The 11,192-nt window shown below is 68.2% G+C and carries 16 protein-coding genes; 7 read left to right on the top strand and 9 right to left on the bottom strand.

Translation table 11 applies throughout. From position 1 onward, the window contains the following. Positions 1-50: 50 nt before the first annotated feature. The 5 genes from ACOADB_RS21690 to ACOADB_RS21670 form a co-directional block, all read right to left on the bottom strand. A complete protein-coding gene (locus tag ACOADB_RS21690; RefSeq protein ID WP_378603424.1) occupies positions 51-920 on the bottom strand; it encodes an amino acid ABC transporter permease in 870 nt (289 codons plus the stop codon). Beyond that, the gene (locus ACOADB_RS21685; protein ID WP_378603421.1) at positions 917-1,600 is read right to left on the bottom strand and encodes an amino acid ABC transporter permease; all 684 of its coding nucleotides are present in this window, start codon (positions 1,598-1,600) and stop codon (positions 917-919) included. The genes ACOADB_RS21690 and ACOADB_RS21685 overlap by 4 nt, the downstream gene beginning before the upstream one ends. Positions 1,601-1,689: 89 nt before the next feature. Continuing rightward, the gene (locus tag ACOADB_RS21680; RefSeq protein WP_378603418.1) at positions 1,690-2,583 is read right to left on the bottom strand and encodes a glutamate ABC transporter substrate-binding protein; all 894 of its coding nucleotides are present in this window, start codon (positions 2,581-2,583) and stop codon (positions 1,690-1,692) included. Positions 2,584-2,621: 38 nt separating this feature from the next. Then, on the bottom strand, positions 2,622-3,407 hold the full coding sequence (locus ACOADB_RS21675) for an amino acid ABC transporter ATP-binding protein (protein ID WP_378603415.1): 786 nt from the start codon (positions 3,405-3,407) through the stop codon (positions 2,622-2,624). Positions 3,408-3,510: 103 nt separating this feature from the next. After that, complete coding sequence (locus ACOADB_RS21670; RefSeq protein ID WP_378603412.1) at positions 3,511-3,906, bottom strand: hypothetical protein; 396 nt, start codon at positions 3,904-3,906, stop codon at positions 3,511-3,513. A gap of 69 nt (positions 3,907-3,975) precedes the next feature. Here ACOADB_RS21670 and miaB point away from each other — a divergent pair, with 69 nt between their 5' ends. Together miaB and ACOADB_RS21660 are read left to right on the top strand one after the other, a co-directional pair. Next, positions 3,976-5,484, top strand: coding sequence for a tRNA (N6-isopentenyl adenosine(37)-C2)-methylthiotransferase MiaB (gene miaB / locus ACOADB_RS21665; RefSeq protein WP_378603409.1), 1,509 nt, complete (start codon positions 3,976-3,978; stop codon positions 5,482-5,484). A 4-nt stretch (positions 5,485-5,488) separates the two neighbouring features. Further along, positions 5,489-6,220: a Type 1 glutamine amidotransferase-like domain-containing protein gene (locus ACOADB_RS21660; RefSeq protein ID WP_378603406.1), complete on the top strand. Its 732-nt coding sequence runs from the start codon at positions 5,489-5,491 to the stop codon at positions 6,218-6,220. Positions 6,221-6,231: 11 nt separating this feature from the next. Here the strand turns inward: ACOADB_RS21660 and ACOADB_RS21655 are convergent, their stop codons facing one another. The 4 genes from ACOADB_RS21655 to ACOADB_RS21640 all read right to left on the bottom strand — a co-directional run bounded on the left by ACOADB_RS21655 (position 6,232) and on the right by ACOADB_RS21640 (position 7,580). Beyond that, positions 6,232-6,528, bottom strand: a complete 297-nt coding sequence (locus ACOADB_RS21655; protein ID WP_378603403.1) for a hypothetical protein — start codon at positions 6,526-6,528, stop codon at positions 6,232-6,234. A gap of 66 nt (positions 6,529-6,594) precedes the next feature. Then, entirely contained in the window at positions 6,595-7,083 is a 489-nt protein-coding gene (locus ACOADB_RS21650) for an NUDIX domain-containing protein (protein ID WP_378603400.1), read from the bottom strand. Between the two features lie 16 nt (positions 7,084-7,099). Continuing rightward, entirely contained in the window at positions 7,100-7,303 is a 204-nt protein-coding gene (locus ACOADB_RS21645; RefSeq protein ID WP_182379579.1) for an antitoxin, read from the bottom strand. A 64-nt stretch (positions 7,304-7,367) separates the two neighbouring features. Further along, entirely contained in the window at positions 7,368-7,580 is a 213-nt protein-coding gene (locus ACOADB_RS21640) for an antitoxin (protein ID WP_378603396.1), read from the bottom strand. A gap of 83 nt (positions 7,581-7,663) precedes the next feature. On the opposite strand from ACOADB_RS21640, the gene miaA reads away from it, so the two are divergent. The 5 genes from miaA to ACOADB_RS21615 form a co-directional block, all read left to right on the top strand. Next, a complete protein-coding gene (gene miaA / locus ACOADB_RS21635) occupies positions 7,664-8,608 on the top strand; it encodes a tRNA (adenosine(37)-N6)-dimethylallyltransferase MiaA (protein ID WP_378603393.1) in 945 nt (314 codons plus the stop codon). A 19-nt stretch (positions 8,609-8,627) separates the two neighbouring features. Next, complete coding sequence (locus ACOADB_RS21630; RefSeq protein ID WP_378603389.1) at positions 8,628-9,578, top strand: helix-turn-helix domain-containing protein; 951 nt, start codon at positions 8,628-8,630, stop codon at positions 9,576-9,578. After that, positions 9,578-10,156, top strand: coding sequence for a dihydrofolate reductase family protein (locus tag ACOADB_RS21625; protein WP_378603387.1), 579 nt, complete (start codon positions 9,578-9,580; stop codon positions 10,154-10,156). The genes ACOADB_RS21630 and ACOADB_RS21625 overlap by 1 nt, the downstream gene beginning before the upstream one ends. Further along, positions 10,153-10,788, top strand: a complete 636-nt coding sequence (locus ACOADB_RS21620) for a pyridoxamine 5'-phosphate oxidase family protein (protein WP_378603384.1) — start codon at positions 10,153-10,155, stop codon at positions 10,786-10,788. Before ACOADB_RS21625 ends, ACOADB_RS21620 begins: the two co-directional genes overlap by 4 nt. Further along, positions 10,775-11,192 (top strand): diaminopimelate epimerase (locus ACOADB_RS21615; RefSeq protein WP_378603381.1); only part of this gene is annotated, 418 nt, incomplete at its 3' end. The genes ACOADB_RS21620 and ACOADB_RS21615, both read left to right, overlap by 14 nt.

The following is an 11,192-nucleotide window of genomic DNA, read 5'->3' as shown; positions in this document are numbered from 1 at the left end:
GGGCGTCATCAACCTCTGGGTGACCTCGAAGAAGTAGTTGGTCCCAGCGGTCAGGCAGCGCCGCCCGCGCCACCTGTACCGGTGTCGAAGGCGCCGCCGACGTACGCGACCTTGAGCTTCTTCTCGCCGACGTACCGCTTCTGCAGCCAGTTCGCCAGCAGCATGAGCAGCATGTTGACGGAGATGTACAGGGCGGCGACGACGAACATGGTCGGCACCCGGTTGTTGAACTCGAGGTAGATCTGCGTCCCCACCTTGGTGAGACCGGGGGCGAGCACGAGCGTGCCGAGAGCGGTGTCCTTGAGTGCCACGATGCACTGGCTGACCAGGGACGGCAGCATGATCTTGACGCCCTGGGGCAGCAGGATGTTCGACATCACCTGCGTCTTGCGCATGCCGACGGCATACGCCGCCTCGCCCTGGCCCTTCGGCACGGCGTTGATGCCGGCGCGCAGGACCTCGGCGAGCACCGCTCCGTTGTAGAGCGTCAGCGCGATGACGACGGCCCAGAAGGAGCTGATCTCCTCCTTGATGCCGAGGCTGTACCAGGTGAAGACCATCAGGAGCAGGACCGGGACCGCGCGGAAGAACTCGACGACGATCGTCGCAGGCCAGCGGATCCAGGCATGCTCGGACAGCTTGGCGATGCCGAACACCACGCCGAAGGCGATGGCGCCGAGGATCGCACCGAAGGCCATCTGGAGCGTCTTGAACAGGCCGTCGACCAGCAATGCCCTGATGTAGTCGGGAGTGGTGAAGACCTCCCACTTCTTCTCGAAGTCGAACTGTTCCGCGTCGTTGAAGCCGTCGAAGATGTACCAGACGATGCCGAGCAGGGCCACGCCCGTGGCAATGGCGTAGAGCCTGTGCCGTACGACCGTCTTCGGTCCGGGAGCGTCGAAGAGAACGCTGGTGCTCATGCGACCTGCCACCTCTTCTCGAGTCGGCTCGCCGCGAACGAGAGGAGCAGGACGAGCAGGATGTAGCCGACCGCGAAGAAGATGAAGATCTCGGTCCGCTGCGAGCTGAAGTTGTTGGTGAAGCGGCGCATCTGCGCCACGGCCTCGAGGATGCCGAAGGCGGCGGCCACCGACGTGTTCTTGAGCATTGCGATCTGCACGCTGGCCAGCGGGGGGACCGAGGCCCGGATGGCCTGGGGCAGGACCACCTGGGTCATCGTGCCGCCGAAGGTCAGTCCGACCGCGCGCGCAGCTTCGGCCTGTCCGAGCGGAACGGAGTTGATCCCGGACCTCAACGCCTCGCAGACGAAGGTCGACGTGTACAGGGTCAGGCTCACGACAGCGGCGCCGAACGCCTCGGTGAAGTCGAACTGGCCGATGTGGACGTCGAGGAAGTTGAAGGTGAGGCCGAACATCGGCGACGCGAAGGTGAAGAAGGCGAAGACGATGACCAGAGGAGTGTTGCGGACGACCGTCACGTACGTCGTGGCCGCAGCCCGCATGATCTTGACCGGGCCCACGCGCAAGGCGCAGAGCACCGTCCCGAAGAACATGGACAGCACTGAGGCGATGACGAAGAGGGCCACGGTGTAGCCGAAGCTGCGGAAGTAGAGGTCCCAGTTGTCGCTGATCGCTTCCACGTCGTACCTCCTTCCGGCTCGTGGGCGTTGGCGTTGTGTACTGATGCGGGTCCCCGGTCGGGGACCCGCATCAGTGGGTGCTGCTCAGATCAGGCGCAGGGGTCCAGCGCCGGCGGCTCCGGCGTCTCGACACCCGACGGGCCCAAGGTGATCTCGAATGCCTTGGCCCACGAACCATCGTCGAACGACGCGGTCAGCACGTCGTTGATCCACTCGCACATCTCCGGCTTGTCCTTGCTGTAGCCGACGCCGATGTTCTCCTCGGAGAACGTGTCGCCGACGACCTTGAGCTGGCCTTCGTTCTCGGCAGCGAAGCCGGCGAGGATGGTGCCGTCGGTGGACATGCCCTCGACCGTTCCGTCGAGGACCTTGGCCACGCACTCGGAGTAGCTGTCGAAGCCGACGCCCTTGGCGCCCTTCTCGTCGATCCGGTCGATCGACGTCGATCCGGTCACCGAACAGACTTCCTTGCCCTTGAGGTCGTCGATGCTCTCGACGTCGCTGTCGGCCTTCACGAGGAGCTGCTGTCCCGTGACCATGTAGGGACCAGCCTGGCCGACCTTGAGCCGGCGCTCGTCGGTGATCGAGTACGACGCGAGGACGAGGTCGACCTTGCCCTGCTCCAGGAACGGCTCCCGGTTGTCGGAGATGGTCACCTCCCAGTTGACGTCGTCGCTCTCCGGGTCGATGCACAGGTCGGCGATGAGGAGCTTCGCGACCTCGATGTCGAATCCGCTCGGCCGGTCGTCGGTGGCACCTTCGAAGCCCAGGCCGGGCTGGTCGTCCTTGTGGCCGACGTTGATCTTGCCGGCTTCGGACAGCTCGGCCATCCGCGAACCTTCTGCGAACTTCCCGTCACAGTCACTCTTGGCTTCGACGTCGACGCCTTCCTTGTCGTCGTTGCCGGCGTCGCCGCAGGCCACGAGGCCGGTGGCCGCGATGAGGCTGACCGCCGTCGCCGCGAATGCTTTCCTGAGTCGCATGTACTGCTCCTTTTATCTAGGCCCGAGGTGCCGAGCGATCAGTGTTTGAGGATCTTGCCGAGGAAGTCCTTGGCGCGATCGCTCTGGGGGTTGGTGAAGAACGACTCCGGGTCGGCGGTCTCGACCATCCGCCCGTCGGCCATGAACACGACGCGGTTGGCGGCGGTGCGGGCGAACCCCATCTCGTGGGTGACCACGATCATCGTCATGCCGCGCTCGGCGAGGTCGACCATGACGTCGAGGACTTCCTTGATCATCTCCGGGTCCAGCGCCGAGGTGGGCTCGTCGAAGAGCATCACCTTCGGCTCCATGGCCAGGGCGCGGGCGATGGCCACGCGCTGCTGCTGGCCGCCGGAGAGCTGTGCGGGGTACTTCGCGGCCTGATGGCCGACGCCGACCCGGTCGAGCAGCTCCTTGGCGAGTGCCTCGGCCTCTGCCTTCGACTTCTTGCGCACCTTGATCGGCCCGAGCGTGACGTTCTCGAGGATCGTCTTGTGGGCGAAGAGGTTGAAGCTCTGGAACACCATGCCCACGTCGGCGCGGTGGGCGGCCAGCGCCTTGCCCTCCTGTGGCAACGGGGCACCATCGACCTGGATCGAGCCCTTGTCGATGGTCTCGAGCCGGTTGATCGTGCGGCACAGCGTCGACTTGCCGGAGCCCGACGGGCCGATCACGACGACCACCTCGCCGCGCTGCACGGTCAGGTTGATGTCCTGCAGCACGTGCAGCTCGCCGTACCACTTCTGGACATCGACGAGCTCGACCAACGGGTCGTTGGCGCGGGTCGCTGCGCTGCCGACCGCAGCGTCATCGGTGACGGTCATGCTTGGGGACGTTAGTCCCGCGAGGCCTCCGCGGGCTAGAGCGCCACGCCACCGAGACCGATTCGTGACGCCGGGGTCATCGGCTGGAAATCAGGCAGGTCCGTCAGAGGACGGCAGGAACCACGCTGAGCGCCAGGCCGACGATGATCGCGAGGACGGCGAGCATCATCGCCCTGCGGTGGGCCTTCTCCGACGACGCCGTGTCCTCTTCGGTTGCAGCCGGCAGACCCATCCCGGTCCGCCACTCGGCGTCCTCGCGCTTCCACAGGTCCGTGGGCGTGATGGCCTCGAGCATCGCGCCGATCAGGTACAGCAGCACGGTGAAGGTGCCGCCGGCGACGGTGAGGACGGTGAGGATCGCGGACACGCCACGGGTGTCGGTCCCGAACATCAGCCCGGCGCCGAGCAGTACGGACACGATCAGCGCCGCGACACTCAGGACGCTGCCGATCCATTCGTTGTTGCGGGCCATGAAGCCGGGGGGAGCTGTCTCAGCCATGCCGTCGAGACTACCCAGCGGCTGAGCGATTCGGGCGCGGAGGCCGTGCCGCCGTACTCTTGATCGGTCATGAGCACCACGCAGAGTCCGCCGCGCACCTACGTCGTCCGCACCCACGGGTGCCAGATGAACGTGCACGACTCCGAGCGACTCTCGGGGCTGCTCGAGGACGCCGGCTACGTCGCCGTACCGGACGGCAACCAGGCCGATGTCGTCGTGTTCAACACCTGCGCTGTGCGCGAGAACGCCGACAACAAGCTCTACGGCAACCTGTCCCAGCTCGTGCCGGTCAAGGCCGCGAACCCGGGCATGCAGATCGCCGTCGGTGGCTGCCTCGCGCAGAAGGACCGCGCCACGATCACCGAGAAGGCGCCGTACGTCGACGTCGTCTTCGGCACCCACAACATCGGCTCGCTGCCGGTGCTGCTGGAGCGTGCCCGGATCATGGAGGAGGCGCAGGTCGAGATCCTCGAGTCGCTGTCGGTGTTCCCCTCGACGCTCCCGACGAAGCGCGACTCGACCTACGCCGCCTGGGTGTCGGTGTCGGTCGGCTGCAACAACACGTGCACGTTCTGCATCGTCCCGGCGCTTCGCGGCAAGGAGCAGGACCGCCGCCCCGGCGAGATCCTCGCCGAGATCGAGGCGCTGGTCGCTGAAGGCGTCTCCGAGATCACGCTGCTGGGCCAGAACGTCAACGCGTACGGCGTCGAGTTCGGCGACCGCCAGGCGTTCTCCAAGCTGCTGCGGGCGTGCGGGTCGATCGAGGGCCTGGACCGGGTGCGGTTCACCAGCCCCCACCCGGCCGAGTTCACCGACGACGTCATCGAGGCGATGGCCGAGACGCCCAACGTGATGCCCCAGCTGCACATGCCGCTGCAGTCCGGCTCCGACAAGGTGCTCAAGGACATGCGCCGGTCCTACCGGCAGTCGAAGTACCTCGGCATCATCGAGCGGGTGCGCGCGGCCATGCCCGACGCCGCCATCACGACCGACATCATCGTGGGCTTCCCCGGCGAGACCGACGAGGACTTCGAGCAGACGCTCGAGGTCGTGCGGCGGGCCCGCTTCGCCGGAGCCTTCACCTTCCAGTACTCCAAGCGCCCCGGCACCCCCGCGGCCACGCTCGAGGACCAAGTCTCCCCGGAGGTCGTGAAGGAGCGCTACACCCGCCTCGCCGAGCTGGTCACCCAGATCGCCTGGGAGGAGAACAAGCTGCTGGTCGGCCGCGAGGTCGAGCTGATGGTCTCCGAGGGCGAGGGCCGCAAGGACGCCGAGACCCACCGCCTCTCCGGCCGCGGACCGGACAACCGGCTCGTGCACTTCGAGGCCGACTTCTCCGCCGTCGACGGTGCGCCGCGGCCCGGCGACATGGTCACGGTCGTGATCACCCACGCTGCCCCGCACCACCTGATCGCCGACGGCCCGGTCCGGGCACTTCGTCGTACCCGCTCCGGAGACGCATGGGACCGGGCTGCAGGCGGCTCGACCAGCGGAGCTCCTGCCTCGTCGGGAGTCGGTCTCGGCATGCCGGCCATCGGCGTGCCTGCCCCGTTGCCCGCCGGCCCTGTCTGCGGCTGAGACCATGCCCGCCGACGCGCCCACCATCCTCGCCACCTCCGGCGGGGTGGTGCCGAGTGACCGCAACCGCTGGTCCGTCGGACCCCTGACGAGCCACGCCGTCGATCTCGCCGGCGTCACCGGGCGTGCGCCGCGCGTGTGCTTCCTCGCCACCGCGTGCGGCGACCAGCCCTCGCTGATCGCCGACTTCTACGACATGGCGCAGGAGTCCGGGTTCCACGGCAACCACCTGGAGCTGTTCCCGATGCCGAACGTCGAGGACATGCGTGAGCACCTGCTGTCCCAGGACGTGATCTGGGTGTGGGGCGGCAGCGCCGCCGGCCTGCTGGCGATGTGGGACCTGCACGGCGTCGGCGACCTGATGCGCGAAGCCTGGGAAGCGGGCGTCGTGCTCACGGGGGTGTCGGCGGGTTCGATCTGCTGGCACCGCGGCGGTACGACGGACTCGTTCGGTCCCGAGCTGCGCCCGATCACCAACGGGCTGGGGCTGGTGCCGTACTCCAACGGCGTGCACTACGACTCCGAGGAGCAGCGCCGTCCGCTCTTCCAGTCGCTGATCGCCTCCGGGGAGCTGCCCGCCGGCTACGCCACCGATGACGGCGTGGGCGTGCTCTACCGCGGCACCGAGTTCGTCGAGGCGCTCACCGAACGCGACGGCGCGGCGGCGTACTTCGTCGAGGCCGGTCCGGACGGCACGGCCATCGAGACACGGCTCGACACCAGCCTGCTGCGGTAGTTCGGTCGCAACTAGGCCGGCGAGTCCTGCTCGGGCGGAATGTCCGGCTTGCCCTGGGTGGCCTCGGTGTCGGTGTCCTCGGGCGTCGCGGCCTCCGGCGGGAGCTCATCGGTCTCCGGGTTCTGGCGGGGATCGGGGTCACGCGCGTCGGTCGTGTACGCCCCGTCGCCGCCCACACCCTCGATGCCGTTCGGTCCACCCGGCGGCGGAGCCGGCGGCTCGACCGTCGGCTTTGGAAGCGGCGGCAGTCTCTGTCCGGAATCGTCGTCGGGGTCGACCCGTACGGATTCCTCGGGTTGTTCGGTCATCATCACCCTCCTCAGCAAGGAGGTATCCGCAGACGGGGATTCCAACCGGTGGCGCCACCAGGTTGGTCAGAAGCCGTGCTGGCTCAGGCCCGGGAGATCGCCGCGGCGGAGGCCGTCGAGGACGACGCGTTCGTGAGGGACGACCGGATCGGGCAGCGCATCGAGCGGGAACCAGCGCAGGTCGGCGCACTTCGTCGGCTCGACGATGCGCGGCTCGCCCGACCAGGAGCGAGCAGTGAAGAAGAAGTCGATGCGTTCGTCGATGGGGAGGTCGTGCGCGGTCCGCTGCATCGCGGTCGCGAAGGTGAGGTCGAGATCGCTGACCTCGATCTCCTCGAGGGCCTCGCGCCGGGCGGCTGCCTCGGCGGTCTCGCCACGCTCCACGTGACCGGCGGCCGCAGCGGCCCAGTGGTCATCCATGTAGCCAGTGCCCTGCCGCAATTGCAGAAGCACCTCGGTGGCTGAGCCGTCCGCCGCCTCCCGGAGGAGGAAGACGTACGACGCCGGAACCACCACGAACCGCGTCTTGCCGGTCGCGGGGTCCTGCACAGTCACCGAGGTGCCTCCAAGGTCAGTTGATGTCGTCGTTCTTGCCGTCGAGGCCGTCGAGGGCGTCCTTGGCCTTGTCGGCGCCCAGATCGATCTTGTCGTCGAACTTGCCGCCGGTCTTGTCGGACACGAAGTCCGCAGCCTTGTCGACAGCGTCGCCGATCTTGTCGCCCTGACCGTCGACTGCGTCGGTCACCTTGTCCTTGGCGTCATCCAGAAAGCCCACGAGAAACCCCCAACGGTTCGGAATGGTGTGCGGCCCATGGTTGAGCCGCTCGCCGCAACAGTAGTCAGGCCTGCTCGCCCTTGTCGCCCTCGACCTTGCCGAGTGCGTCCTTGGCCTTGCTGGTGGCGCCCTCGATCTTGTCGCTGAACTTGCCGCCGGTCTTGTCGTCGACGAAGCCCGCGACCTTGTCGATGCCGGCTTCGATCTTGTCGCCGTGCTCGGCAACCGCTTCGGTGGCCTTGTCCTTCGCGTCCTTGAACTTGTCCGTGAGGCTCATCGTGTGGCTCCTTCGTGAGTACCGCCGAGTCGGCCTGTCACCCACGGTGCTGGGGTGTGGCCCGGTCTTGCCACACTAGCCACATGCCGCAGCCGTTCAACACGTCGGAGATTCCGATCGTGGCGCTCGTGGGGCCCACCGCCAGCGGCAAGACGGCGCTGTCCCTCGATCTGGCTTCCGCACTGCACGGAGAAATCGTCAACACCGATGCGATGCAGGTCTACCGCGGCATGGACATCGGTACGGCGAAGCTGCCGCTCGCCGATCGACGGGGGATCCCGCACCACCTGCTCGACACCCTCGACATCCGTGATGTGGCCACGGTGTCGGACTTCCAGGGCTGGGCGCGGACGGCGATCGCGGAGCTGCGCGCCCGCGCTGTGACGCCCGTGCTGGTGGGCGGATCCGGCCTCTACACGCGGGTCATCCTCGACCAGTTCGACTTCCCCGGGACCAACACGGCGGTGCGCGAGCAACTGGAGGCCGAGCTCGAACGGGTCGGTGCCGCGGCCATGAATGCCCGGCTGCGGGCGCTCGATCCCGTGGCCGCCGACCGGATCGGGGAGAACGGCCGCCGCATCGTGCGGGCACTCGAGGTGATCGAGCTGACCGGCGAGCCCTACAGCGCCCGCCTCCCCGTGCAGGAGTACGCCGATCCCCACACCGTCCAGATCGGCGTCTCCATCGATCCGGCGATCCTCGAGGACCGGATCCGGCAACGGGTGCAGGAGATGTTCGACGAGGGTTTCGTCGCGGAGGTCGAGGAGCTGCTGGCCCGGGGGCTGGCCGAGGGCCGCACCGCACGCGTCGCCATCGGCTATCGCCAGGTGATGGCCGCGCTGGCGGGGGAGATTTCGCTCGACGAGGCGCAGGAACGAACCTTCGTCGCGACCCGCAAGTTCTCCCGCAAGCAGATGGCCTGGTGGCGGGCCGATCCCCGCATCACCTGGGTGGAGTACGACGACCCGGACCGTGTCGCGAAGGCGCTGGCCGCAGTGCGCAAGATCGGTCAAGCGCCCGGCTCCTGATCGGGACCACACTGGACCCATGACGACACCGATCACGCCGCCGACCCGGCCCGGACGTGATCGCCTGCGCGAGCTCCTCGACGCGGTGCTCGACGAGGACAACCGGACGCTCGAGCAGATGGCGGACGACGCGTACGCATCGCCGTACCACTTCAGCAGGGTGCTGGCGCGCGACGTCGGGGAGGCGCCGGTGGCGATGCGGCGCCGGGTGATGCTCGAGCGGTCCGCGTGGCAGCTGCGGCACGGCTCGACGGTCACGGATGCCGCCTGGGAGGCGGGATACGAGTCGCTGGAGGGCTTCAGTCGCGCGTTCACCCGTGCCTACGGCCACCCGCCGAGCGAGACCGTCGCCCGCGCTGGCGACGGCACCACCAGCACGTGGCTGCCGGCCGCGAACGGCATCCACTTCCACCCACCCATGCATCTGTGGGTGCACGCAGAGGAGCAGCCGATGAACCCCGTCACCGAACAACAGGTGCGGCACGACCTCGACGACACCAGGGACCTGATCGAGCAGGCCAAGGGCTTGTCGGCAGCGGAGTGGGACGAGGTGCGGATGCCCGGCCACACGGTGCTCTCGTGGGACGGCGCGGAGGAGTCCATTGCCGCCGTCCTGCACCGGCAGGTGTTCTCCAAGGAGATCTGGCTGGCGTCGATCGAAGGCCTCGACACCCCGTCCGCCGACGCGCCGTCCGGCCCCGCCGACCTCCTCGAACGGCACGACGCAGTGGCACCGCGCTGGCTGGCGACGGTGCGCGACATCGACCGCCGTGGTGCCTGGAACGACCGACTCGTCGATGCCCTGTGCGACCCGCCGGAGAGCTTCGTGCTGAGCAGCGTGCTCGCGCACGTCCTGACCTACGCCGCCCACCGGCGGCAGCTGGCCCGCGTGATGCTGCGCGCGGCCGGCGTCACCACCGATGAGGGCGACCCGATCATGTGGTTGCGCCGCGAACTGGGAGAGAGCTGATGAATCACCCCACGACCGTCACCTACTACACCGCCACGACGCTCGACGGCTTCATCGCCGACCCGAACGACTCCCTGGACTGGCTGATGCGCCAGGACCTGGACGAGGAAGGGCCGCAGAACTACGGCGCCTTCATCAAGGGGATCGGCGCGCTCGTGATGGGCTCGACGACGTACGAATGGGTGCTCGCCCATCTCGAGAAGTCGGGTGAGGCCTGGTTCTACTCGCAGCCGTCGTGGGTGATGACGTCCCGCGAGCTCCCGGTCCCTGACGGTGCCGACGTCCGCTTCGCCCGGGGCGACGTGTCGACCGTCCTCGACGCCGCCCGCGCTGCAGCGGGCGATCTCGGGGTCTGGGTCGTCGGCGGGGGAGACCTCGCCGGGCAGTTCGCGGACGCCGGTCTGCTCGACGAGGTGGTCGTCTCGATCGCGCCCGTCACCCTCGGTGCCGGTCGGCCGATCCTGCCCCGCCGCCTCGACCTGCGACTCGTGGAGACCGCGCAGAACGGCGCGTTCGTGACCGCCCGCTACGAAGTCGATGGTGTGCTCAAGGAGGACCGCCCTACCCTTGAGCAGTGACCACGTGGACCGACATCACCAGCGAAGAAGCGCTCAGCGCCCTGCTCGGTGAACCGACGGCGGCGGCCCGGGACAAGGAACGCACCACGCTGACCGAGGTCGACCGCGACTGGCTCGCGGCCACGCCGTTCTGCGTGCTCGGCACCGCCGACGCCGAGGGGCGGTGCGACGTGTCGCCGAAGGGCGACCCGGCGGGTCAGCTGGTCCACGTCATCGACGACCAGACGATCGCGATCGCCGAGCGGCCCGGCAACCGTCGCGCTGACGGGTACCGCAACATCCTCGCCAACCCGCACGTCGGGCTGAACTTCCTGATCCCCGGTCGTGGCGACACGTTGCGGATCAACGGCCGCGCCCGCCTCGTCAGCGATGCCCCGTTCTTCGAGGAGATGGTGGTCAAGGGCCACCGGCCGCTGCTGGCCGTCGTCGTCGAGATCGAGACCATCTTCTTCCACTGCGCGAAGGCGTTCCTGCGCTCGCAGCTGTGGCAGCCGGAGTCGTGGAACCCGGACGGCACCGTCCCGCGTCGCGCCGTACTGGCGCACCGCCTGGAGCGACCGGACACTCCTCTCGAGGAGCTCGACGCCTACTACGGCGAGTCCTACAAGGACGGTCTCTATGTCCAGCCCTGACTACGTCTTCCTCAAGGGGCACGGCACCGAGAACGACTTCGTGCTCCTCCCCGATCACGACGGCAGCATCCACGGCGACCTCGACCCCGCGCGGGTGCGCGCGCTGTGTGACCGTCGTGCCGGCATCGGTGGTGACGGTGTCCTGCGCGTCATCCGCTCCGTCGTCACCCCGGACGCCGCCGGCCAGAACGCCGAGTGGTTCATGGACTACCGGAATGCCGACGGTTCCGTGTCCGAGATGTGCGGCAACGGCATCCGGGTCTTCGGTCGCCACCTCGCGCTCGCCGGCCTGGCCGACCCGTCCACTCCCGTGCCGGTCGCCACGCGCGACGGGGTGAAGGTGCTGACCTTCGCCGGGGGTGCGGCCAACGGTGAGATCACCGTCGACATGGGCACCCCGAAGA

Origin of the sequence: Nocardioides sp. CPCC 206348 (genome assembly GCF_048654705.1) — a bacterium.
Lineage (GTDB): Bacteria > Actinomycetota > Actinomycetes > Propionibacteriales > Nocardioidaceae > Nocardioides.
The sequence above is the reverse complement of the archived record's forward strand: the minus strand, read 5'-3'. Positions and strand labels throughout refer to the sequence as shown.

Bases quoted from the DNA above. Each gene is read 5' to 3' on its own strand.
- ACOADB_RS21670 (WP_378603412.1), bottom strand. From the start codon at position 3,906: ATGGCTGAGACAGCTCCCCCCGGCTTCATGGCCCGCAACAACGAATGG.
- ACOADB_RS21690 (WP_378603424.1), bottom strand. From the start codon at position 920: ATGAGCACCAGCGTTCTCTTCGACGCTCCCGGACCGAAGACGGTCGTA.
- miaB (WP_378603409.1), top strand. From the start codon at position 3,976: ATGAGCACCACGCAGAGTCCGCCGCGCACCTACGTCGTCCGCACCCAC.
- ACOADB_RS21655 (WP_378603403.1), bottom strand. From the start codon at position 6,528: ATGACCGAACAACCCGAGGAATCCGTACGGGTCGACCCCGACGACGAT.
- ACOADB_RS21640 (WP_378603396.1), bottom strand. From the start codon at position 7,580: ATGAGCCTCACGGACAAGTTCAAGGACGCGAAGGACAAGGCCACCGAA.
- ACOADB_RS21625 (WP_378603387.1), top strand. From the start codon at position 9,578: ATGAATCACCCCACGACCGTCACCTACTACACCGCCACGACGCTCGAC.
- ACOADB_RS21675 (WP_378603415.1), bottom strand. From the start codon at position 3,407: ATGACCGTCACCGATGACGCTGCGGTCGGCAGCGCAGCGACCCGCGCC.
- ACOADB_RS21680 (WP_378603418.1), bottom strand. From the start codon at position 2,583: ATGCGACTCAGGAAAGCATTCGCGGCGACGGCGGTCAGCCTCATCGCG.
- ACOADB_RS21630 (WP_378603389.1), top strand. From the start codon at position 8,628: ATGACGACACCGATCACGCCGCCGACCCGGCCCGGACGTGATCGCCTG.
- ACOADB_RS21660 (WP_378603406.1), top strand. From the start codon at position 5,489: ATGCCCGCCGACGCGCCCACCATCCTCGCCACCTCCGGCGGGGTGGTG.
- miaA (WP_378603393.1), top strand. From the start codon at position 7,664: ATGCCGCAGCCGTTCAACACGTCGGAGATTCCGATCGTGGCGCTCGTG.